The 23,474-nt window shown below is 71.4% G+C and carries 19 protein-coding genes; 7 read left to right on the top strand and 12 right to left on the bottom strand.

From position 1 onward, the window contains the following. Positions 1-115: 115 nt before the first annotated feature. Positions 116-1,603, top strand: a complete 1,488-nt coding sequence (locus tag E1281_RS06345; protein ID WP_131876199.1) for an NAD(P)/FAD-dependent oxidoreductase — start codon at positions 116-118, stop codon at positions 1,601-1,603. 12 nt (positions 1,604-1,615) lie between these two features. Then, positions 1,616-3,031 carry an amidase gene (locus tag E1281_RS06340; protein ID WP_131876198.1) on the top strand — a complete coding sequence of 472 codons (1,416 nt, stop codon included), beginning with the start codon at positions 1,616-1,618 and terminating at the stop codon, positions 3,029-3,031. A gap of 205 nt (positions 3,032-3,236) precedes the next feature. Here E1281_RS06340 and pstB read toward each other — a convergent pair whose 3' ends face one another. The 10 genes from pstB to E1281_RS06290 all read right to left on the bottom strand — a co-directional run bounded on the left by pstB (position 3,237) and on the right by E1281_RS06290 (position 15,757). Beyond that, positions 3,237-4,013 (bottom strand): phosphate ABC transporter ATP-binding protein PstB, encoded by a 777-nt coding sequence (pstB, locus tag E1281_RS06335; protein ID WP_131876197.1) that lies wholly within the window; start codon positions 4,011-4,013, stop codon positions 3,237-3,239. A 20-nt stretch (positions 4,014-4,033) separates the two neighbouring features. After that, positions 4,034-4,942 (bottom strand): phosphate ABC transporter permease PstA, encoded by a 909-nt coding sequence (pstA, locus tag E1281_RS06330; RefSeq protein ID WP_131876196.1) that lies wholly within the window; start codon positions 4,940-4,942, stop codon positions 4,034-4,036. Then, on the bottom strand, positions 4,939-5,916 hold the full coding sequence (gene pstC / locus E1281_RS06325; protein WP_131876195.1) for a phosphate ABC transporter permease subunit PstC: 978 nt from the start codon (positions 5,914-5,916) through the stop codon (positions 4,939-4,941). The genes pstA and pstC overlap by 4 nt, the downstream gene beginning before the upstream one ends. Positions 5,917-6,008: 92 nt before the next feature. Continuing rightward, entirely contained in the window at positions 6,009-7,019 is a 1,011-nt protein-coding gene (gene pstS, locus E1281_RS06320) for a phosphate ABC transporter substrate-binding protein PstS (RefSeq protein ID WP_243716651.1), read from the bottom strand. 351 nt (positions 7,020-7,370) lie between these two features. After that, on the bottom strand, positions 7,371-8,246 hold the full coding sequence (gene mshD / locus E1281_RS06315) for a mycothiol synthase (protein ID WP_207943132.1): 876 nt from the start codon (positions 8,244-8,246) through the stop codon (positions 7,371-7,373). Between the two features lie 189 nt (positions 8,247-8,435). After that, on the bottom strand, positions 8,436-9,644 hold the full coding sequence (locus tag E1281_RS06310; RefSeq protein ID WP_243716650.1) for an inorganic phosphate transporter: 1,209 nt from the start codon (positions 9,642-9,644) through the stop codon (positions 8,436-8,438). Further along, positions 9,641-10,258, bottom strand: a complete 618-nt coding sequence (locus tag E1281_RS06305) for a DUF47 family protein (RefSeq protein WP_131876192.1) — start codon at positions 10,256-10,258, stop codon at positions 9,641-9,643. The genes E1281_RS06310 and E1281_RS06305 overlap by 4 nt, the downstream gene beginning before the upstream one ends. Before the next feature lie 359 nt (positions 10,259-10,617). After that, entirely contained in the window at positions 10,618-10,809 is a 192-nt protein-coding gene (locus E1281_RS06300; protein WP_347813270.1) for a hypothetical protein, read from the bottom strand. Positions 10,810-11,089: 280 nt separating this feature from the next. After that, positions 11,090-15,145 carry an AAA family ATPase gene (locus tag E1281_RS42535; protein WP_131876191.1) on the bottom strand — a complete coding sequence of 1,352 codons (4,056 nt, stop codon included), beginning with the start codon at positions 15,143-15,145 and terminating at the stop codon, positions 11,090-11,092. A 72-nt stretch (positions 15,146-15,217) separates the two neighbouring features. Beyond that, complete coding sequence (locus tag E1281_RS06290) at positions 15,218-15,757, bottom strand: gamma carbonic anhydrase family protein (protein WP_131876190.1); 540 nt, start codon at positions 15,755-15,757, stop codon at positions 15,218-15,220. 281 nt (positions 15,758-16,038) lie between these two features. Between E1281_RS06290 and E1281_RS06285 the strand changes: the two genes are divergently transcribed. The 4 genes from E1281_RS06285 to E1281_RS06270 all read left to right on the top strand — a co-directional run bounded on the left by E1281_RS06285 (position 16,039) and on the right by E1281_RS06270 (position 20,228). Continuing rightward, entirely contained in the window at positions 16,039-17,115 is a 1,077-nt protein-coding gene (locus E1281_RS06285; RefSeq protein ID WP_131876189.1) for a DivIVA domain-containing protein, read from the top strand. Between the two features lie 102 nt (positions 17,116-17,217). Beyond that, positions 17,218-17,748: a peptide deformylase gene (gene def, locus E1281_RS06280; protein ID WP_131876188.1), complete on the top strand. Its 531-nt coding sequence runs from the start codon at positions 17,218-17,220 to the stop codon at positions 17,746-17,748. 168 nt (positions 17,749-17,916) lie between these two features. Beyond that, complete coding sequence (locus tag E1281_RS06275) at positions 17,917-18,648, top strand: response regulator transcription factor (RefSeq protein WP_131876187.1); 732 nt, start codon at positions 17,917-17,919, stop codon at positions 18,646-18,648. Further along, positions 18,648-20,228 carry a HAMP domain-containing sensor histidine kinase gene (locus E1281_RS06270; protein WP_131876186.1) on the top strand — a complete coding sequence of 527 codons (1,581 nt, stop codon included), beginning with the start codon at positions 18,648-18,650 and terminating at the stop codon, positions 20,226-20,228. Before E1281_RS06275 ends, E1281_RS06270 begins: the two co-directional genes overlap by 1 nt. Positions 20,229-20,794: 566 nt before the next feature. On the opposite strand, the gene E1281_RS06265 is transcribed toward E1281_RS06270, so the two are convergent. Further along, a complete protein-coding gene (locus tag E1281_RS06265; protein ID WP_131876185.1) occupies positions 20,795-21,622 on the bottom strand; it encodes an oxygenase MpaB family protein in 828 nt (275 codons plus the stop codon). Between the two features lie 90 nt (positions 21,623-21,712). Here E1281_RS06265 and arfB point away from each other — a divergent pair, with 90 nt between their 5' ends. Continuing rightward, a complete protein-coding gene (gene arfB / locus E1281_RS06260) occupies positions 21,713-22,138 on the top strand; it encodes an alternative ribosome rescue aminoacyl-tRNA hydrolase ArfB (RefSeq protein ID WP_131876184.1) in 426 nt (141 codons plus the stop codon). A 214-nt stretch (positions 22,139-22,352) separates the two neighbouring features. On the opposite strand, the gene E1281_RS06255 is transcribed toward arfB, so the two are convergent. Beyond that, positions 22,353-23,420: an AraC family transcriptional regulator gene (locus E1281_RS06255; protein ID WP_131876183.1), complete on the bottom strand. Its 1,068-nt coding sequence runs from the start codon at positions 23,418-23,420 to the stop codon at positions 22,353-22,355. Between the last annotated feature and the right edge of the window lie 54 nt (positions 23,421-23,474).

Below are 23,474 nucleotides of genomic sequence, written 5' to 3'. Positions count from 1 at the left end.
GAGAGTACTCACGAGTATCGTCTCCCGGCAATGGGGAGTACTCGCGAGTACTGCCGCTCGAGCAGTGAAAGTACTCGCGAGTATCGCCCGGTACCTGGCGACCTGAGGTGGATATATGCCGGACGAACATGTCGACGTGCTGATCGTCGGGGCGGGCCTCGCGGGCGTCGGCGCCGCCTGCCGGCTGCGGGCCGACTGCCCGGGCAAGTCGGTGGTGGTCCTTGAGGCCCGCGAGCGCGTCGGCGGCACGTGGGACCAGTTCCGCTACCCGGGCGTCCGCTCGGACTCGGACATGCAGACCCTCGGCTACGACTTCCGGCCGTGGAGGCGGTCACGTGCCCTGGCCGACGGGGAATCGATCCGGCGGTACATCGCCGCCACCGCGCGCGAGCACGGCCTGGAGCAGCTCATCCGGTTCGGCCACCGCGTCGTGCGCGCCGAATGGTCGAGCGCCGAGGCCCGCTGGCAGGTGGACGTCGAGACCGCGCCGGGAACCGAGCCGACCCGGATGACGTGCGGCTTCCTGCATCTGTGCACGGGCTACTACCGATACGACAAGGGGTATCTGCCGCAGTGGCCAGGAGTCGAGCGGTTCGCCGGACGCCTCGTCCACCCGCAGCACTGGCCCGCGGACCTCGATCACACCGGCAGGCAGGTGATCGTGATCGGCAGCGGCGCGACCGCCGTCACGCTCGTTCCGGCGATGGCCGAAACAGCCGCGCACGTGACGATGCTCCAGCGATCCCCGAGCTATGTCGTGTCGATCCCGGGGGACGACGCGATCGCGGCGGTGCTGTCGCGCGCCCTTCCATCCCGGCTGGCGCACGCGGTCGTGCGCGGGAAGAACGTGTCGCTGATCACGCTGGCCTATCGCGCCGCCCGATATGCTCCGCGGCTGACCAGAGCGGTGATCAAAGCGCGCGCGGCCCGCCTGCTTCCCTCCGACTACGACGTCGACCGGCACTTCACCCCGCGCTACGCCCCGTGGGAACAACGCGTGTGCTTCGTGCCCGACGGCGACCTGTTCACGGCACTGCGCGAGCGGCGCGCGTCGATCGTCACCGACCGGATCGAGACGTTCACCGAACGCGGGATACGGCTTGCATCCGGCACCGAACTGCACGCGGACGTGATCGTCGCCGCCACCGGACTGAACGTGCGGCTCCTCGGCGGCGCGCGGATCGTCGTCGACGGCCGACCGATCGACCCCGCACAGGCGATCGGCTACAAGGCGATGATGCTGTCGGGCGTGCCGAACCTGTCGTTCGCGATCGGCTACACCAACGCCTCATGGACGCTGAAATGCGATCTGGTCGCCCGCTACCTGTGCCGCCTGATCAACCATATGGACGCCCACGGCCACCGGCAATGCACGCCGTTGGCACCGGACCGCTCACAGCCGACCGTGCCCTTCGTGGAACTCACCTCCGGTTACATCCAGCGCTCCCTCCGCCTGCTCCCCCGGCAGGGGACCAAGCGTCCCTGGCGCATACACGGCAACTACCTGCGGGACCGGCTGCTCTACCGGTACGGCCGCCTCGACGATGCGGGGATCGCCTTCACACCCGGCACCGCAGCGCCACGGCCGTCCCGGTCCGTGTGAGAGGCCGCGCCCATGTCCCATCTCCGCCGGCAACTCACCGCCCTCGAAACGGGCCAGGTCAGCGCCCGCGACCTCGTCCAGCGCACACTCGACGCGATCACCTCCACCCAGGCCGACCTGAACGCCTTCCGCCACGTCCGCGCCGACGCCGCTCTGGCCGAAGCCGACGAGGCGGATCGCCGCCGGGCGGCCGGTGAGCAGGCTCCCCTGCTCGGCGTGCCCGTCGCGATCAAGGACGACATCGACCTTGCCGGAGCGCCCACCACCTTCGGATGCGCGGGCGCGTTCCCGCGCAAGGACGACGACTGCGAGGCCGTCCGCCGGCTGAAGGCGGCCGGCGCGATCATCGTCGGCAAGACCACCACCCCGGAGATCGGCCAGTGGCCGATCACTGAAGGCCCCGCCTTCGGGACGACCCGCAACCCGTGGAACCTCGATCACACCCCTGGAGGTTCCAGCGGCGGAGCGGCCGCCGCCGTGGCCGCCGGAATCGTGCCGGTCGCCCTCGGCTCCGACGCCGCCGGATCGATCCGCATCCCCGCCGCCTGGACGCACCTGGTCGGCATCAAGCCGCAGCGAGGGCGCATCCCGACCTGGCCGGACGTGTCCGCCTGCCATGGCCTGACCGCGTTGGGGCCACTGGCTCGAACGGTGGCCGACGCGGCTCTGCTCCTCGACGCGATCATCGGCGACCGTCCCGCGCCCGGCGGACCGCCCCACCCACCCCGATCATTCGCCGCCTGCGCCGAACGCGACCCCGGCCGCTTGCGGATCGCCGTCTCACTCCGCATCCCGTTCAGTGGCCACCCCGCCCGCCTCGATCCCCGGATCGGCGACGCGGTCGACAGCCTGGCCGCCACCCTCGAATCCCTCGGCCACCACGTCGCGTACGCCGATCCCGACTACGGCCTCGCGGGGCTCAGCTTCCTGCCACGCGCCACAGGCGGGGTGCGCGACTGGACCCGGCACATGCCCCGGCCCAGCACCCTCGACCGCCGCACCCGCGCCAAGGTCACCAGCGCCCGCGTGCTCGGCGGCCCCGTGCTCCGCATGGCGCGGGCGATCGAAAGGCCACTGCAAAGGCGAATCGGCCGGATCTTCGAACGCCACGACGTCGTGCTGGCGCCCACGACGGCGCAGCCGGCTCCCAGGGTCGGCTCGATCGACGGCCTCGGCACCCGCGCGACCGACAAACTGATCATCGCCGCGTGCCCCTACGCATGGCCGTGGAACGTCGTCGGCTGGCCGGCCGTCAACGTCCCCGCCGGAGTCGTCGGCGACCGGCTCCCGGTCGGGGCCACGCTGCTCGGCCCCGCGGGCGGCGAACCGCTGCTGATCTCGCTGGCGGCGCAACTCGAGACGGCGCGAGCCTGGCATCGGCACAGCCCACCGACGTTTCCGGCCTCGGAACTCTCCCCACCCGACTGACCGGGCGCCCAGCCACCACCTAGACCACGCAACGACCTCAACGCCTGCGATCGCGTCCGAAGGCAGGTTTCGAGCGAAGCGAGAAACCTGATCGCGAAGCGAGCCGCCAAGGCGAGTTCGAAGCGATGCAGCGATCACACGCAGTGCCCGCCGAAGGAAGGGCCCTCCAGGGCCCGACCGCCAAGGGCACTGCAAGCAAACACCGCTACCCGAAGCGGCCGGTGATGTAGTCCTCGGTGGCCTTCTCCTCGGGGTTGGTGAAGATCTTGCTGGTGTCGTCGATCTCGATGAGCTTGCCGGGCTTGCCGGTTCCGGCGATGGTGAAGAACGCGGTGCGGTCGCTGACGCGGGCGGCCTGCTGCATGTTGTGCGTGACGATGACGATCGTGTACTGCGTCTTCAGCTTCTCGATGAGGTCCTCGATGGCGAGGGTGGAGATCGGGTCGAGCGCCGAGCAGGGCTCGTCCATCAGGAGGACCTGCGGCTGGACGGCGATGGCACGGGCGATGCAGAGCCGCTGCTGCTGCCCGCCGGACAGGCCCGCGCCGGGCTTGCTCAGCCGGTCCTTGACCTCGTTCCACAGGTTGGCGCCCTGCAGGGACTCCTCGACGACGTCGTCCAGCTGGCTCTTGCGGCGCACGCCGTTCAGCTTCAGACCGGCCGCCACGTTGTCGTAGATGGACATCGTGGGGAACGGGTTGGGCCGCTGGAAGACCATGCCGACGACGCGGCGGACCGCGACCGGGTCGACGGACGGGTCGTACAGGTCCTCGTCGTCCAGCATGACCTTGCCTTCGACGCGGGCGCCCGGGATGACCTCGTGCATCCGGTTGAGCGTGCGGAGGAACGTGGACTTGCCGCAGCCGGACGGTCCGATGAACGCCGTCACCGACCGCGGCTCGACCGTCATCGAGATGTCCTCGATGGCGTGGACGCCGCCGTAGTAGGCGTGCAGCCCGGAGACCTCGATGCGCTTGGCCATGAGGAAAGGCTTCCTTTCTGTCAGCGGCTCTTCGCCGCGGCGCGCCGGGCGATGAGCCGGGCGACCAGGTTGAGCAGCATGATGATCCCGATCAGGACGAGGGCGCCCGTCCAGGCGCGGTCGATCGAGTTCTGGCTGGGGTCGGCGGCCTGCTCCCAGATGAAGGTGGGCAGTGACGCCTGCGGTCCGTTGAACGGGTCGTTGTTGATCGCCTTGGTGAAGAAGATCGTGAGCAGCAGCGGCGCGGTCTCGCCCATGACGCGGGCGACGGCCAGCATCACGCCGGTCACCATCCCGGTCAGCGCGGTCGGCAGCACGACGGAGCAGATCGTCCGCCAGCGCGGCACACCGAGGGCGTAGGACGCCTCGCGCAGGTCGTTCGGGACGAGCTTGAGCATCTCCTCGGCCGACCGCGTCACGGTCGGGATCATCAGGATCGTCAGCGCCAGCGCGCCGGCGAACCCCGAGTAGTCGAACCCGAGGGTCAGCAGCCACAGCGCCAGGACGAACAGGCCCGCCACGATGGACGGGATGCCCATCATGACGTCCACCGTGAAGCTGATGATCTTGCCGAGCCGCCCGTTCCCGGCGTACTCCACCAGGTAGATCGCGGTCATGATGGACAGCGGGACGGCGATCAGGCTGCAGATCGCGACCTGCATCAGGGTCCCGATGATCGCGTGGTAGGCGCCGCCGCCCACGTCGCTGCCGCTGACCGCGTTCATCGAGTACTGGAAGAACGAGGCGTCGAGCCGCTCGATGCCGTTCACGACGACCGTCCACAGCACCGACACCAGCGGAATGACGGCCAGCGCGAACGCCAGGTAGACCAGCGCCTGGACCCCCCGGTCCTTGACCTTCCGGCCAAGCGAGATCGAGGAGAGGCTGGGAGGCGGCGGCGTGCCCTTGCGGGCGGAGACCGTGGTCACACGAACTCCTTCCTGCGCGCGACGACCGCGCGGGCGGCCATGTTGACGACCAGGGTGATCACGAAGAGGACGAGGCCGGAGGCGATCAGGGCGCCGCGGCCGGTGACGGTCGCCTCGGCGAAGCTGTTGGCGATGTTCGCGGCGAACGTCGCGCCGCCGTTCTCCAGGAGCTGCCAGTTGATGCCGGGGACGAAGGTCAGCACCATGGCGACGGCGATCGTCTCGCCCATCGCGCGGCCGAGGCCGAGCATCGAGGCGCCGATCATGCCGGACCGCCCGTACGGCAGCACCGACATCCGGATCATCTCCCAGCGGGTGGCGCCGAGCGCCAGGGACGCCTCCACGTTGGCCTGGGGGACCTGGAGGAACACCTCCCGCGAGATGGACGAGATGATCGGCAGGATCATGATGGCCAGCACCACCCCGGCGGTGAAGATCGAGTTCTTGCCGGGGCTGCCGCCGAACAGCGGGATCCAGCCGAACACCGCGTTGAGCGCGCTGCTGATGGTGCCCATGTGCTGGGAGAGGAAGATCAGGCCCCAGAGCCCGTAGACGATGCTGGGGACCGCGGCGAGCAGGTCGACGATGTAGCCGAGCCCGGACGCCAGGCGCCGGGGCGAGTAGAACGAGATGAACAGCGCGATCCCGATCGCGACGGGTGTCGCGATGATCATCGCCAGCAGCGACGACATCACGGTGCCGAAGGCCAGCTGCGCGATGCCGAAGCGCGGCGGGGACGCGTTGGGATTCCACTCCTGGCTGGTGAGGAAGCTCGCCTCGTTGTCCTGGAGGGCCGGGATCGCCTTCCAGACGAGGAAGGCGGCGATCGCGGCCACGATCGCCAGCACCGTGAGGCTGGAGCCCCGGGCCGCGCCGGCGAACAGCCGGTCCCCGGTCCGCCCGGTGCTCTTCGGCGGGCCGATGGCGCTGTCGCGTGTTCCGGCGTGCGCCTCGACGCCGGTGCTGCTGGTCATGGAGAGACCCCCTTGGATCACGTCGTCCGAACCCAGGGCGGCCCCGCCGCCGATGTGCTCGGCGGCGGGGCTGCTGGTGTCCTTGTCGGCCGTCAGGACAGTGCCTTCACGGACGCCTGGACCTTGGTCAGAACGGCCTGCGGGATCGGTGCGTACCCGGCCTCGGTCAGGATCTTCTGCCCGTCGGCGCTGGAGGTGTAGGTGAGGAAGGACTTGACGAACTTGGCCTGCTCCTCGGGAAGCCCCTTCTCACAGGCGATCTCGTAGGTGACCAGGACGATCGGGTAGGCACCCGCCTCCTTGGTCGCGTAGTCGATCTCCAGCTCCACGTCGTTGCCGGTGCCGACGACCTTCGCCCCGGCGACGGCCTTGGAGGCGCTCTCCGGCGAGAGCTCCGTGTACTCGCCGGCACCGTTCTTGACGTGCGCGGTCTGCAGCTTGTTGTTCTCGGCGTAGGACATCTCCACGTAGGAGATCGCGCCCTCGGTGTTCTTCACCTGCGTCGTCACGCCGTCGGACTTGTTGGCGCCCTGGCCGGTGGAGTTCGGCCACTTCTTGTCGGCCTCCCACGTCCAGATGTCCGGCGCGACGGTGTTCAGGTAGTCCGTGAAGTTGTCCGTGGTGCCGGACTCGTCGGCGCGGTAGATCGGCTTGATCGGCGAGGACGGCAGGTTCGCGCCCTCGTTCTCCTTGGCGATCGCCGGATCGTTCCAGTTCTTGACCTTGCCGGAGAAGATGTTCGCGATCGTCTCCGGGGAGAGCTTCAGGTCGTCCGCGCCGGGGACGTTGTAGACGACGGCGACCGGGCCGACGACCATCGGCAGGTTGAGCGCGTTGCCGCCCTGGCACCGCTGCTTCGCCGCGGTCTTCTCCTCGTCGTCCAGCGCCGAGTCCGAACCCGCGAACGCCACCTGGCCCTCGTTGAACGCCTGGATGCCGGCCCCCGAGCCGGTCGGGTTGTAGTTGAGGTTCGCGCCGGCGCACTGGCTGGCGTAGATCTTGATCCACTCCTCGACCGCGTTCTTCTGGGCGCTGGAACCGGCAGCGTTGATGTTGCCCGTGGCGCAGTCGATGTCCGCCGTCGGCGCGCTACTGGCGCCCACCGTCGGGTTTTCGTCGCTCCCGCAGGCGGAGAGGGCCAGCGCCCCTGCGACGATAACGCCGCTCAGCGCGGCAAGTCGGGAACCGTTCTTCACCGGAGGGTCTCCTCTTGGATTCGTGTGCGGGCCCCCGGGGCCGGTCCTGGCCCGCTCCGCCAGGCGCCGGGGTCACCGTCGACAGCGACGCTAAGCAGGCGAGGTGACCAGCCGCCCTGATCCAGGTGAACGGCAGATGAACGAGGATGGCCACGCCCGCGAAGAATGCCCCGATTTGCCGTGTACACCGGGTTAACAACGCAGCTCAGCACGTCAAAGACCCGGTCGAAACCGGGTCATGCGGGAGCGAAGGCGCTGCTAGGACGCGCCGGTCTCGTACATGACGTCCACGGCGTGGCGGGTGAAGCCCAAGGACTCGTAGAGGCGGACGGCGGCGGTGTTGGATTCGTCCACGTAGAGCATGATCTGATCGACGCCCGCGTCGCGCAGGTGGTGCAGCCCCCTCAGCGTGAGGGTGCGGCCGAGGCCGAGGCCCTGGGCGTCGGGCGCGACACCCACCACGTAGACCTCGCCGACGCCGCCTGGGTGGATCTTGGTCCAGTGGAAGCCGGCGAGGCGTCCGTCCCGCTCGGCGAGGAAGAAGCCGGACGGGTCGAACCAGTCCTCGCGCTCCCGGTCGCGGACGTCCTCGATGGTCCAGGCGCCCTGCTCGGGGTGGTCGGCGAACGCGCGGGAGTTCACGTCGAGCCACGCCCGCTCGTCCCGGCCCGGCTCGAAGGTGCGGAGCGACACGCCCGGCGCGGCCGGCGTCTCCGGCGGCGGGGCCGCCGCCGGGCGGCGCATCTGGAGCAGGACGCGGACGCGGGCCATGCCCTCGGAGGCGGCCAGCGCCGCCGCTGCGGGAAGATCGCCGTGGGCCCACACCCGGAGGGGGCCGCCGGCCTCGGCGCGGAGTGCGCGCAGCAGCGCGCGTCCGTGGCCCCGGCGGCGGTGCTTCGGGTGGACGACCAGTTCCCCGGCCGCGGGCTCCTCGCCGGCCGCCGGGTCGAGGTGCGCGTACGCGACGATCCCGCCGTCGGAGATCGCCGGCCCGGTGCGGCCTCCGCGGAGCGCGAGCACCGCGTGCTCGGAGAGGGGCCCGACCCCGTCGGCGTCCGCCGCCGCCTCTGCCAGCTCGGACACCTCAGCGATCTCGCCGCCGTCCAGCGTCCCGCGCCCCCGCAGCTCACCCATGATCATCACTCTAACGCCGAGTCACGGCGCACGACACCTGTCGCCTACTTCAAGGCGCAGGGCGCCACTGCGCCCCCGCCCCTCGACCGCGTCTCCGGCCAGTGGCCCCGCACGTGGAACGGCCTGCCGCCCCGCACGGGAGGGCAGGCCGTCCCCCGTGGTCAGGCCCCCGTGGTCAGGCCCCCGTGGTCAGGCGCCGAAGAGGTGGACGATGAAGTAGACGACGGCGGCCACCGCCGCGGCCATCGGCATCGTGAGGACCCACGCCGTGACGATGTTGCCCGCGACGCCCCAGCGGACCGCGGAGAGCCGCTTGGTCGCGCCGACGCCCATGATGCAGGACGTGATCGTGTGCGTGGTGGAGATTGGAGCGTGCCAGATGTAGGCGGTGGCGTACAGGATCGCCGAGGCCGTCGATTCGGCGGCGAAGCCCTTCGGCGGGTCCAGTTCGATCACCTTGCGGCCGAGCGTCCGCATGATCCGCCAGCCGCCCGCGTAGGTGCCGAGGGCCAGGGCCCCCGCACACGAGATGATGACCCACAGCGGGACGTCCTGGCCGTCGGAGTGCCCGGTGGTGACCAGGGCCAGGACGATGATCCCCATCGTCTTCTGCGCGTCCTGGAGGCCGTGGCCCAGCGCCATCGACGCCGCCGACAGCGACTGCGCGATCCGGAACCGGCGTCCGACCCGTCCCGGGTTGGCGTTGCGGAAGATCCACAGGATGGCGATCATCACCATGTAGGCGAGCCCGAACCCGGCGACCGGCGAGATCACCATCGGGATCGCGACCTTGTCCACCACGGTGCTCCAGCTCACCGAGGACGCCGACGCGACCCCGGCCCCCACCACGCCGCCGATCAGGGCGTGCGAGGACGAGGACGGCAGCCCGAAGTACCACGTGATCATGTTCCAGGTGATCGCGCCCAGCACGCCGGCCGCGACCACGGTGAGGCCGTGCAGCCCGGTGGGCGGGGTGATGACCTCGCTGACGGTCTTGGCGACCTCGACGCCGAGCAGCGCGCCGATCAGGTTCATGACGGCCGCCATCAGCAGCGCCGCCCGCGGTGTGAGCGCGCGGGTCGACACCGATGTGGCGATGGCGTTGGCGGCGTCGTGGAAGCCGTTGGTGTAGTCGAAGCCCAGGGCGATGACCACGACCAGGATCAGGACGGCGGTCTGCTGGTCCTGGCGCAGCCCGAACGCCCCGGCGAGCACCACGGCGAGCAGGCCCAGCGCGAGGACGGGCCAGAACCGGACCGGGCCCCGGCGGACCTGCTCGGAGAGCGTCGGGTCGGCGCCGGGCGGCTCGGACTCCTTGGTGAGTACCGCCCCGACCGTCCCGCCCTTGGCGGGGTCGGCGGGGCCGCCGGATTCGGGCGGATCGTCCTGCGCGCTCATGATTCCTTGACCGCGATCGTCTCGACCGTGTTGGCGACGTGCTCGAACGCGTCCGCCGCGCCCTCCAGCCGGTCGATGACCTCCTTCAGCTTCAGCACCGTCAGGGTGTCGTACTCGCCGCTGAACAGCTGGGCCAGCAGCTTGCGGTAGACCTGGTCGCCCTGGTTCTCAAGCCGGTTGATCTCGATCCAGTACTCGTTGAGCTCCTTCATCGAGCGCAGCCGCGGCATCGCCTCGGCGGTCAGTTCGGCCGCGCGTTCCAGTACCTCCACCATGGCGACGATGCCTTTGGGGAACTCGTCGATCTCGTAGAGGACGACGAGGTCGGCTGCCTCTTCCATCTCGTCCATCACGTCGTCGATCGTCGAGGCCAGCCGGTAGATGTCCTCGCGGTCGAAGGGCGTGATGAAGGTTTCGTTCAGCCGGCGCATGATCGCGTGAGTGCATTCGTCACCTGCGTGTTCGCAGGCGCGCATCTTCTCGGCGATCGCTGCCCGATCCGTGCCGTCGCTGATGAGCTCCACGAGCAGCCTGGCGCCGGTGACCAGGTTGTTCGCCGAGTCGGCGAACATGTCGTAAAAGCTGTCCTCACGCGGCGTGAGACGCAAGCGCACGTCGTTCTCCTGAAGTGCCGGAACAGTCCGCAGAGGATCGTAGGCGCAACCAGCCGTAAAAAGAACCTTTGCCCCAGCTTTGGCTGGTGTCCGCCATCCTCTCACCTACAGGATTGCCCCAGATCACCAGGTGCATACCTGCCGGGCATGCCCGTGTTGCCCGGCGTGGCGCGGCCTCGGACGTACGGGGGCGTTCACCTGGACGGCGACGCGGAACACGCGTGAGATTCGTTACAGCGGCCCAGCCCAGGGCCGTCGTGCCCGCGGTCCGAAAAAAACGGACCGGGGACGCCTCGATCGGCGTCCCCGGCACATTGCGGGCTGCGTCCGCGGCCGGCCCGGGGCGTCCCCGGACCCGCCTAGTCCTGTGGAGTCAGCTCGCGACGACCGGCTTCGCCGGACCGCACCCCGAGCACCATGTCGATCTCCGCGATGGTGAGCGGACGCTCCGCCGCCGCCACCGCGCTGAGCATCTCGGCATAGAGTTCGATCTCGTCCAGCGCAACACGGTCGTGGACGCGCAGATCAAGATTCTGGCGCACCGCGTCCACCTCCGTTCGTTCCCCACACCCGAAGTCGAGGCTACGCGTCCGGCCCCGTCGGGCACATGACCCAAGCGGGCCATTCGAGGGCCACCCGGTCCCGGCCATCCGGGCGCCCTGACGGTGACCACTCCCGCCATCGGACGTGTCCTCGCAGGTCACGCGCCCCGGAAGGGGCCAGATGGGAAAGGCTCGGTCACCCTGGTTGCCTTCCTAGCCTTCCCGGGTGATGCCCATCTGATACCTGTGTCCGGTTCGGCGGACCGCCGGACGGGCGGGCCGAGGGGTCTCACTGCCCGGGGCGGAAGCCGCCGAGCATCTGCTCCAGCGGCGTCTCGGGCAGGTCCCGGGCCGTCAGCCGGGCCACGGTCGCGGCGTTGACGTCGGCGCCCGCGAGCCGGGCGGCCTGCCGGGCCACCGTCTGCTCGAACAGCGCGCGGACCGTCCGGGCGTAGGCGAACTGCGGGTCGCCGCGCAGCCGCTCGAACCGGCTCAGCAGTTCGACGCGCAGTTCCTCGTCCAGCATGTAGAGGTCGCGCTCGGCGTAGCTCTGGAAGAGCTGGACCATGTCGCGGTCGCCCATCCCGGTGAACTCCAGGACCCGGCCGAACTCGGCGCGGAACGCGGGGTTGCCCGCGATGAAGCCCTCCATCTCGGCCTGCCCGCCGGAGCAGACGACCATGAGCCGGGCCCCGCTCCGGTTCATGCTGCGCAGCAGCTCGGCGACCACGGCCGGGCTCCGGTCGAGCAGGTGCGCCTCCTGCACGAGCAGCACCCCGCCGAGCGCCTGCTCGACCATGCCCGCGACCCGGCGCTCGGTGTCCAGCCGGTCGCGGCCCGCCAGGTGGACGGGACGGCAGGCCACCACGTGCCCGGAGCCGAGCAGCCCGAGCGCCGCGTAGATGCCGCCGACGAGGCCGGCCACGGTCGTCTTGCCGGTGCCGGGCGGCCCCACGAAGATCAGATGGTGCGTGTCGCCGCCGCCCACCCCGTACCGGGCGCGGTCGGCCGCGAGTCCCGCCTGGTCGGCCATCTCGTGCACGGCCGCCTTGACGTCGTCCAGCCCCGTGAGCTGGTCGAGCTGGTGCAGGTAGCCGTCGATGTCGCCGGCCGGGCGCAGCGCGGGCTCGATCCCCTCCGCGACGCCCGCGAGGTCGTCCGGGGTCAGCACGAGCCGGTCGTGCGACGCCCCGGCCCGTTCCATGTTCCGCTGGGCCGCCTGGTCCAGGTAGGCCTCGACGAGCCGCGCGTTGACCAGGTCGCCCGGCCCGCGCAGGCGGTTCAGGTCCTCCCGGACGACCTCCAGCGCCGACGCGCCGATGGTGACCCGCCGCTCGTCGGCCAGCAGGTGCAGCAGCGTCATCCGGTTGTCGAGGTCGCTGAAGTCGGGCAGCCGGTGGACGCGGAAGGCCTGGACGAGCTTCGGATGCTCCTGGAGGAGGCGCTTGTAGGCGTGCGGCTCGCAGGTCGCGATCACCGGCGCCGTGATCACCGGGTCGCGGCGGGCCCGGCGGACCGCGCCGACGACCGCCGCGGGCTCGGGCGCGCCGTCGATCGCCGCGTCCAGCCGCTCGAACAGGATCACGGGGCCCGGCTGGGCGAGGATCTGCCCGATCCGCTCCGAGGGCGCGTCGCGGACGTCCTCCGCGTTGTGCGCGCGGATCGTCCCGTCGCCGATGCCGGCGTTCGCGAGCGTCAGCGCGAGCATCCGGGCCAGCCGGCGCTGCCCCGAGTGCGGGCCGCCCACCAGCAGCACGCCGGGCAGCCCCGAGCCGATCGAGCTGGGCGCGCCGTCCACCCTGGTCTGCTCGATGTCGCCGCCGGCGGGCGCGTTCCACTCCTGGGCCTGCTTGCGCACGTCGGCCAGGAGCGGGTTCACGTCGTGGTCCCCGTACACGAAGCCGAAGCCGAACCGCTCCAGGACGCGGCGCGTGCTGCGGTCCTGGGGCGGCGGGATCTCGTGGACGGGCTGCTCCGGCGAGGGCGTGTCGTCCAGGAAGTCGAAGTCGCCGACCATCGTCTTGGACATGACCTTCGTCCCCGGGCCACCGGCCGGGGGCTGGGCCATGCCGTCGCCGGGGACGTCCCCGAGGTCGTCCTCCAGTTCGCCAAGCCCGAGGATGCGCGTTCCGGGCGGCCCCTGCTGGGCCGGAGGCTGCTGCATCGGCGTCCCGGACGCGCCCTGGTCCTCCACGCGGGTGGAGTACGGGTCGAACGCCGCGGGCGCCGGCGGCTGTTGCTGCTGCTGCGGTGGTTGCCGCTGCTGCGGTTCCGGAGGCTGCACCGGGTTCTGCGGGTGCCCGTGCTGGGGAGGCCCGTGCTGCGGAGGCGGGGCGCCCGCCGGCTGGTAGCCGAGCTGGGTGTACGGCGGGACGAAGTTGTCGTCCTGCTCCTCCTCGGGCGGGGAGAAGCCGCCGAGCTGCGGGGACGCGGCGGCCTGCTGCTCGGGCGCCGGCTGCGGAGACGAGGGCTGGGGCGGCGACGGTTGTGCGGGCGCCGGCTGCGGTGGTGAGGGGCTCTGCATAGGCGCCGGGCTCTGCATGGGCGCGGGCGGCTGGGGCGGCGGCGGAGCACCGCTCTGCATGGGCGCCGGGCTCTGCACCGGGGCAGGCTGGGCGGCCCCCTGACGCTGGAATCCGAGTTCGGTGTAGGGCGGCGCGATATCGCCGTCGTCCCCGTCCTCCTCGGCGGCCGGGGGCGCGGGCGCGGCGAACGCGGCCTGCTGCCCCTGGCCGGGCCCCTGCCCGTGCGCCTGCCCGCCGGGACCGGGCTGCTCGTTCTCCCATTCCTGGTGCGCGGGCGGCTGGACGAAGGGGCGGTCGGGCTCGGACGGCTGCCCCTGCGCGGGCGGCGGCGTGCCGGGGGCGATCCCCGGCTGGCTCTGCATGCCGACCGGGGACGGCTGCGAGTGCTCCGGATCGGGCGCCGGCGTGCTCGTGGAGGTGACCGTCGTCGCGCGGGCGCGGTTGCGGCCGATGATCCCGGCGATGATCGCCGTCGGGACGGGGAAGCCGCGGGGACGCGCGGGCATCCCGCCGAGCCGGCACCAGGCCAGGTCCACCTCGTACATCGCGGCGAGCAGCGACTCCGCGCCCGAGCCGGACCCGGCCGCGGACCGCAGCGGCTCGGGAAGGCGCAGGTCCTGCGGCCACAGCCGGCGCAGCGGGTGGCCCTGCTGCTCCGACACCGCCTGCACCGTGTAGCGGATCTCCGGGTCCAGCCAAGGGACGATCGTGCCCACCATGTCCTTGCGGACGACGTCCAGGTCGGCGGCGAGCAACGCGGCGGCCACCAGGCGGGGCTCGACGTAGGCCGGCTCGGCGGGGTCCCCGGAGAGGTCGGCTATCAGCTCGCTGAGCGTGTAGAAGGCGTGCCGGAAGTTGTCCCCTGGCGAGCTCTCGTTCCTCAGCGCGGGGACCAGGTTCGCCGGGCAGCGGGTAAGCCACTGCTGGACGATCGCCTGGTCGCCGTACGGCAGCGCCCCATAGTCGACGGTCGGGTTCGCGAGCGTGGGGCCCAGGATGGCGAGCAGCGCGTCCGCCCGCGCCTGGTACCGGACGTCCTCGCGCAGTGCGCTGGCCACGGCCCACATCGTGCGCAGGATGACGACCGCCGCGTCCACCCGGCTCGCCCGCAGCCGTTCCGCGTAGAGCCCGACCAGCGTCTCCAGGGCGGGCGGGGTGAGCCAGCGCGGGCCGTCCACCTCCGGGAGCGGTTTGGCGCGGTAGGGCTTCCACAGGTCGAGCATCTGCGGGTCGAGCCGCGAGTCGAACGCGGGCGCGCCCGCGCACCACAGCATCACGCCGTACGCGGCGACGACCGTGGAGGGCGTGCCGCTGGAGAACTCGGACCACCAGTGCGGGTACTCCGGCGTGGGCAGCGCGGCGGCCGACTCGACCGTCGACCGCACGCGCGAGGTCACGTCGGTCGCGAAGCCGTGCCCGACGAACGGCAGCCCCGCCGGCGGGTCGTAGGAGAAGTCCGGCCCGGCCGGGATCACGTGCGGCGGCAGGTTGGGCAACCGTCCCGCCATCTGCTGCGCCGGCCTCGCCGCCATCCGGACGGCGGGCGTGCGGGGCGGCGGGCACAGGTACCACTGGCCGTCGGACGGGTGCAGCCGGTACCAGCGGGCCCACGCGCCGAACAGCCACCAGGTGCCGTCCGGCAGGACGAGCATGCGCCCGCCGATGGCGTGATGGCGCTGCTGCGGCGCCGAGGCCGGCCACCACGCGGCCGCCACCATCGCCCTCGTGTCCCGCTCTGCCTCCGCGAACGGATCCTGCCCCATTTGGGGGCTGGGCGGCGGAGCACTGCCATAGCCCGGTCCCCACACCACGACCGTCATCGTAGTCAGCAGAACTCGATCAGTGTGCCCGTCACCGCCGTATTCACCACATAAGTGCAGGTCAGAGCATTATCAATCGGAGCTTGACGGTGTGCGCCAATCGGCCGTGCGGTGCCGCCGCGCCTTGTCCACGTACACCGCGGGCGTGTGCTCCAGCGTGAGCCGGTCATCGTCGGTCAGCTCCCGGACGATCCTGCCCGGCGTCCCGGCGACGAGCACGCCGGAGGGGATCTTCTTGCCGGGCGGGACCAGAGCGCCGGCCGCGATCAGCGTCCCGGAGCCGATCCGGGCTCCGTTCAGCACGATCGCACCGATCCCGATGAGCGAGCCGGTCTCGACGTGCGCGCCGTGCACCATCGCCTTGTGGCCGAGGCTGACGCGGTCCTCCAGGACCGCAGGCATCCCCGGGTCGGAGTGCATGCAGCAGAGATCCTGGATGTTGCACTCGTCGCCGACCACGATCTCCGCGTCGTCCCCGCGCAGGACCGAGCCGTACCAGACGCTCGACGCCCGGCCCAGCGTCACCCGGCCGACGACGACCGCGCCGGGCGCCACCCACGCCTCGGGGTCGATGTTCGGCCGGTCCTCGCCCAATGATCCCAGGTAGCTCATGCCGCCGATGCTAGGACGCGTCCCGCCGCGTCCCGGACGGCGCCCCCGGCGGCGTCCGGCACCCCCGAGCCGCGTAGTTTGCGAGGATTGGATAGTTTGTCGGGCCTACCCGGGTGAAGAAACGGCAGCGAGAAGTGCGTTCCGGTTGCGCGAATGGGGTGGACCGGACAAGAGTCGTCCTGACGTTTCCACACGTGGGCCCGCTCAACCGGCGGGTGAGGATGTTGTCACAACCGACCCTGACGGGGTGATGACCCCCGCCAACGACCCCCCAAGGCATCATGAGCAACGAAGCCGAAATCCTGCCGAACCTCCTCCAAGAAGAGTCCTTCGAGATCGTCATGCGCGGCTACAACCGCCGCCAGGTCGACGACTTCATCGCCCGCGCCCAGCAGAAGCACCGCGAACTCGAGGCCCGGCTCGCCCGCGCCCAGGACGACGGCGAACGCCTCCGCCGCGAGATGGCCGAGCTCCGGGAGGCGCGCAAGCCGACCGGCGACGACCTGAGCGACCGGCTCCGTCAGATCATCAACCTCGCCGAGGACGAGGCCCAGGACAAGGTCGCCCAGGCCGAGACCAAGGGGTCCGAGATCCGCAAGGACGCCGAGATGGAGTCCAAGCGGATCATCGACGAGGCCCGCGCGCACGCCGAGAAGAACCTCTCGCAGGCGCAGGAGAAGGCCGACAACGTGATCAACTCGGCCCAGAAGGAGTCCGACAGCGTGCTGTCGGCCGCCCAGCAGGAGGCGGAGCAGACCGTCAGCAGCGCGCGGCTGGAGGCCGAGCGCACCCTGACCGCCTCCGAGCGCCGCGCCAGCGTGATCAACGAGGGGGCGACGCAGCGGCTGACCTCGCTCACCAAGAACCACACCCAGGCCCTGCAGCGCCTCACCGAGATCAGCGAGACGCTGCACCGGTTGCTGACCGCCGAGAACGAGGCGGGCCCGCTGGAGAAGATGGTCGAGGACGCCGTCCGGCAGGGTGCGCCGCGCAAGCAGCAGCCCGCCCAGGGCCAGCCCCCGTCCGGCCAGACCGGTCCGCAGGCCAAGCCCGCGCAGGCCAAGCCCGCGCAGTCCGCGCCCGCGTCGCCCTCCGGTCCGCAGTCCGGGAGCGGCGGCGGCGCGAAGCCGATGCCGGCGGCGCCCAAGCCGGCCCAGGCCCAGCCCCCGGCCTCCACGCCGGCCGCCCCGCAGGGCTTGCCGTCCGTGAAGAAGCCCGAGCAGCCGGCTCCGGCGGCCGACGCGCCGGCCGCGCCGTCGCAGCAGCAGCCCAAGCCCCCGGCCGACGAGCCGGGCGCACCCGTCCCGCCGGAGCAGCCCCGCGGGCCGGAGCAGCCCCGCGGCCCGATCGAGCTGTAGCTCCGACCCGGAAACGTCAGGCGGTCGCGCGGTGCGTCCGGCCACCCGGCCGGGCGCACCGCGTTGCGTTTTGACCGTGTCGCCTTTTATAGGATCCACGGGGTGAGCAAGAGGACCCACACGCGCCGCGGAACCACCCGTCCGATCCGGCTCCTCGGAGATCCGGTCCTGCGCACCGAATGCGATCCCGTCCGGACGTTCGACGCCGCGCTGGAACGCCTCGTCGACGACATGTTCGTCACCATGTACGAGGAGGACGGCGCCGGGCTGGCCGCCAACCAGGTGGGCGTCGGCCTCCAGGTGTTCGTCTACGACTGCGAGGACGACAAGGGACGCCGCCACATCGGGCACGTCGTGAACCCGAGGCTCGTGGCCGCCGACGGCGGGACGCTGGTCGAGCCGGAAGGCTGCCTGTCCGTCCCCGGCCTGCGCTTCGAGACGCCCCGCCACGCGCACGCCGTCGTCGAGGGCATGGACGTGAAGGGCAGACCCGCCCGCGTGGAGGGCACCGGCTACTTCGCCCGCTGCCTTCAGCACGAGTGCGGCCATCTGGGCGGCGGCGTCTACCTCGACGTCCTGTCCGGCGAGGCCCGCCGCGAAGCCATGCGGGCCATCCGGGACCTCCGCGGCTAGTGCGGTGACCACGAGCGCCGACCGGCCGCCACGCGAACACGGGCGTCGCAGCAGGCAGGAGGGGGCGGCGCGCTCAACCGATCCTCTGGGAGCATTCAGGGGACATTCAGGTTGAGATGGGAACCTCTGCCGTAATCGTGGAGGGGGACTGTGCCATTGGTGGACGGAATGGTTGAACGAACGGCGAACGGCGGAGGCAGGGCGGCGGAGGCGACACTGCTCGTCGTCGAGGACGAACCGAACATCCTGGAACTGCTCGCCGGCAGCCTGCGCTTCACCGGTTTCGACGTGGTCACCGCCACCAACGGGGCCGACGCCGTCCAGTCGGCGCGGCGCCACCGCCCGGACCTGATCGTCCTGGACGTGATGCTGCCCGACATCGACGGGTTCGACGTCGCGCGGCGGCTGCGGTCCGGCGGCGACCACACTCCCGTGCTGTTCCTGACCGCGCGGGACGCCGTGCAGGACCGCATCAAGGGGCTGACGATCGGCGGGGACGACTACGTCACCAAGCCGTTCAGCCTTGAGGAGGTCATCGCCCGCATCCGCGCCGTCCTGCGGCGGTTCCGCGGCGGGATGGCCGAGCCGACGCCGCGGATGGTGTTCGCCGACGTCGAGCTCGACGAGGACAGCCACGAGGTGTGGCGGGGCGGGCGCGCGATCCAGCTCTCGCCGACCGAGTTCAAGCTGCTGCGGTACTTCATGGCCAACGCGGGACGTGTCGTGTCGAAGGCGCAGATCCTCGACCACGTGTGGAACTACGACTTCCGGGGCGACGCGGGGATCGTCGAGTCGTACGTGTCGGCGCTGCGCCGCAAGGTCGACAACGCCGAGCCGCGCCTCATCCACACGCTGCGCGGTGTGGGCTACGTCCTGCGCGAGCCGGCGAGACCCGGCTGATGTCCGCGCACGTACCGGCGTCCCCCACCGGCGCTCATCCACCGGGGGGCCCGCCGGAGCCGCCGCATGCCCGGGGGCAGGGCCCGCCGGGGTGGCCGCGGTACGTCCTGACCCGCGTATGGGCCCGGACGTCGCTGCGCGTCAAGCTGGTCGCCGGGATGCTCGTCCTGGCCACCCTCGGGATGACGGTCATGGGCGCGGCGGGGACGTCGGTACTGCGGCAGTACCTGGTCGGACGGGCCGACGACCAGCTGCGCGGCGCCGTCGGCCGGTCGATGAGCCAGGTCGTCCAGCAGCTGGACGAGCTGGAGGACGGGAAGACCTGGATCACCTACCGGATCCCGAGCGAGGTGTACGGGCAGGTCCGCGCCACCGACGGCCGCACGGTCGGGCGGAACCCGGCGTGGAGCGATCCCGGCCATCCGCGCCTCCCCGACGACCTGTCCGGGCGGATCGACGAGCCGTTCACGGTCTCCGGGACCGGCGGCTCGGGCTCGTCGTGGCGGATCCTCGCCCAGCCGATCCCGGGCGGCGGCGGAGCGATCCTCGTCCTGGCGTTCAGCCTGGACGAGGTCGACCGGACCGTCCGGCGGCTCATGGTGATCGACGCGATCGTGGGGCTGGTGGTGCTGGCCGGCCTGGTCGGCCTCGGCGTGTGGGTCGTCCGGGCGAGCCTGCGCCCGCTCGAAGAGGTCGAGGAGACCGCGGGCGCGATCGCGGCCGGCGACCTGTCGCGCCGGGTCCCGCGGGCCGACCCGCGCACCGAGATGGGGCGCCTCGGCGAGTCGCTGAACGCGATGCTCGCGCAGATCGAGGCGGCGTTCCAGGCCCGCGCCGAGTCGGAGGCGGGGGCACGGCGGTCGGAGCGGACCGCGCTGCGGTCGGAGGAGCGGATGCGCCGGTTCGTCGCCGACGCCAGCCACGAGCTGCGCACGCCGCTCACCGCGATCCGCGGGTTCGCCGAGTTCTACCGGCAGGGCGCCGCCCGCAGCCCCGAGGAGCTCGACCGGCTGATCGGCCGCATCGAGGAGACCGCGTCCCGGATGGGACTGCTGGTCGAGGACCTGCTGCTGCTCGCGCGCCTGGACCGGCAGCGCCCGATCGAGCGGCGTCCGGTGGACCTGCTCGCCGTCGCCGCCGACTCTGTCCAGGAGGCGAGAGTTCTCGCACCCGATCGCACGATCGATCTATCGGTCGAGGGAGGGCTGGCCTACCAGGTGCTGGGGGACGAGCCGCGGCTGCGCCAGGTGCTCGGGAACCTGCTGACCAACGCGATCGTGCACACCCCCGAAGGCACACCGGTCGAGGTGCGCCTCGCCCCGGGCACGCTGCGCGACGCCCCGGCGGCGGCCGTCGAGGTCGCCGACCAGGGTCCCGGCCTCTCTCCGGAGCACGCGGAGCGGGTGTTCGAGCGCTTCTACCGCGCGGACGAGGCGCGCTCCCGGGAGGGGGGCGGCGCGGGCCTCGGCCTCGCCATCGTCGCCGCGCTGGTGGCCGCCCACGAAGGCCGGGTGGAGGCCGACTCCGAACCGGGCGAGGGGGCCACGTTCAGGGTCGTCCTGCCGCTCGACGGAACCTGAACGCCCTTCTCCGGCCCGTTCAGGCAACGTTCAGGTACGTGCGCTTAGGTGGACGCCACAGGGCGCGCCCCGGGCTCGACAGGGAACGGGAGTACGCGCCCTGGCCAGCTTCGGCGCAGCTCGCGCCACCGCGGCCGAGGGACGACGGACGCCGCACGCCCGCTCGGTCGCGGTTTCTCATGACTTGTCAGCATTCAGCACACTTTCAGGCAGGATCCAGGCGGGTTACAGCCCCGGGCCGCACGCTCGAAGTGAGCGACCGGCAGGGGGATCCGTTTCATGAACGCCGAACGGCCGCAGCAGCCGTCGGAGCCCGGAACCTCCGCCGGCGCCCCGGACTGACCCGGGACGCCGTCCGGCCAGGCTCTGGGGGGAGCGGGCGGACGGACGGCGGAACCGGGCCAGAAGGTCCTTCCCAGCCGGGCCGGGCGGGAGGGGCCGAGCAAGGGAGAGCGGCCGCGTGACTACCCTGTGGGTCACGCGGCCGCACCCTGCTCCCTCACCCCGGCGGCTCCCTCACCCCGGCGGCTCCCTCACCCCGGCGGCTCCCTCACCCCGGCGTCCGCTCAGCTCGACCTGACCGAGATCGCGGGCGGCCGCCTCACCTTGGCCAGCATCTTCCGCGTCGAGGCCAGGTAGGCGTCCCTGGGCAGCGTCCGCACCCGCAGCGGCAGCCGCGGATACACCGCCGCCAGCGCCCCGACCAGCAGCCGGAACCGCCGCTCCCGCCCGGCGTCCCACCGCCACCCGTACTGCTCACGGATCGGCGCCGGCATCAGCCCGGCGGTCAGCAGCCGGATCATCGCGAGCCCGGGTGCGTTCGACACGCCTCCCGGCAGCTTCGGATACAGCACCTCGTCGGCGACGCCCCGCGAGGCGTCACTGATCTTCAGGTTCTGGAGCATGTCCGCGTAGTACTCGCGGAACTCCGGATACGTCCCCGGCATCCGCTCCTCCGGGCATCCCAGGATCGTCGCGTAGACCTTGCTCTGCTGGTAGAACTCCTCAAGCTCCGCCTGGTCCAGGTGCCGCCGGAAGAGCAGCTGGTAGAACTGCGCCGCCACCGCGAACAGCGTGGACGCGACCCACACCTGCAACTCCGGGTCGTTCGCCTCGTAGTCGGGCCCGGTGATGGCCTCGTGCCCCTTCGTGACCAGGGCGCTGAGCGCCTCGGCCTCCTCCCGCGTCCCGAACTGGACCGTGTAGACCCACCCCATGGTGTTCCGCAGGCGCCGTGTCGGGTCGTCGGCCGTGTAGCTGTGGTCCCACACTCCCTGCGCCACCTTGGGATGCGCGGTCTGCAGCAACGACGCGGCCCCTCCGGCCGCGATCAGCACGCCCTCCCGCCCGATGACGCGGATGAGATCGCCGTCCTTGAACACTCCGTCAGCCATACCGATCATTGTAAGTAAGTACTTGCAGTCGTTGTCCACCCGAGTGATACTCGGGCGACAAGATCACCCCTGTTTTGCGACAATGTGGACATGCCCGAGCAGATCCACGTCCGCGGCTCGGTCTCCATCCCGGAGTCCGAGCTGAGCTGGCGTTTCTCCCGCTCCTCGGGACCGGGCGGGCAGCACGTCAACACCAGCGCCACCGCCGCCGAACTCTCCTTCGACGTCGCGAACTCCCCGTCCCTCCCGGACGCTTTGAAGACAAGGGCCCTGGAACGCCTGTCCGGCCGCCTGGTCCGCGGCGTGCTGACGGTCCGCGCCGAGGAGTACCGCTCCCAGCTCCGCAACCGCGACGCGGCCCGCACCCGCCTGGCCACCCTGCTGGCCGACGCCACGGCCCCTCCCCCGAAGAAGCGCGTCCCCAAGAAGATGCCCCGCGGCATCAACGAACGCCGCCTGGAGAACAAGAAACGCCGCTCCGCCATCAAACGCCAACGCTCCAGCCGCTGGGACTGACCAGGCAGGAAGCTCGGCCTCCATCCCTTAAGCTGGCATCGTTGCGACGTAGCGGATCGCTAGCACCAAAACAGTGACCCCGGTCCCGCTTCGGAAGGGACGCGTTACCGCGCACGGCACGACTACGTGTTCGGGGACGAGGTCAACGCGGGCGGCTACGTCATCGACAGCAGCGCGTTCCTGCCCTACGAAGGCGACGACTAGCCCACTGGGACTACCAGGTCCCGGGGTTAAGCGCGACGAACTCGATCTCTGAACCCCACCCCTGGACCCGGCCGACGCCGGGGCTTTCCTTTTCCGGCATCAGGGTTGGGTCACGGTGTCGATTTCCGAGTCGTCGCGGCGGGGTCGGTGAGCGGGCGTCGCGCCGGTAGCGTCCCGGGGCGACGCCGAATTCGCGTTTGAAGGCGTTGGCGAAGGCGAACTCCGAGCCGTAACCGATCTGCCCCGCCACCACGCTCAGCGGGGCGTCCGAGTCGCGCAGGAGCCGCATCGCGGTCGTAAGCCGCCACCAGGGGGGCGGTCGCCCGACCAGGGACGTGAAGCGCCGGGAGAAGGCGGCCCGCGACAGCCCGGCGTGCGTTCCGAGCCCGGCGACGGTCCAGGGGTGCGCCGGGTCCCGGTGGATGGCTTCCAGGGCCGCGCTGATCGCCGGATCGCGGAACGCCGCCGCCCAACCCGCGCCTTCACGTCCCCCCGGCTGCTCGGCGAGCCACGCGCGCAGAATGTAGAGCAGGAGCGTGTCCAGGAGGGCCGGCACGATGGCATCGATCCCCGGCTGCGGTTCCTCCAGTTCCGCGCCGAGCAGGTCGACCGCGGCGCGCAGCCGTGGGTGGTGTCCGGACCGGGCGGGCAGGTGCAGGACCGGAGGCAGGTCGTCCAGCAGCGGGTGACCCCGGCCGGTGTCGAGCTGGTAGGCGCCGCACAACGTCACCGTGGTCGGCGCGGCACCGTCCAGGCGCCCGACCGATGCGGCGGCGTACCTGCGTTCGAACCTGGAGTCGTCGCGGGGATGGCAGGCGTACTCGGCCAGCGGTGTGGACGGCGCGTCGGCGAGCGCGTGCTCGCCCGCGTGCGGCAGGAACACCACGTCACCGGCGGTGAGCGGGACCGGATCGGCGTCCGCGGGGATCAACCAGCAGGATCCGCGCAGGACGACCTGGAAACCCGCCGCCCCCGGCACTCCGCCGAACCGCTGCCCCCACGGGGCGCGCCATTCCACGCGGGCCGATCGCGGCTCACCGGTGCGCATCACGGCGATCACATCGCTCAGCACGTCCATCCAGGCACCTTAGAAGACGAGAACGTATGTATCCAAGACGATCCATCATTGGAC

Source organism: Actinomadura sp. KC345, from assembly GCF_004348515.1.
GTDB lineage: Bacteria > Actinomycetota > Actinomycetes > Streptosporangiales > Streptosporangiaceae > Spirillospora.
Note: the sequence above shows the minus strand (reverse complement) of the source record. Positions and strands in the feature narration are given on the sequence as shown.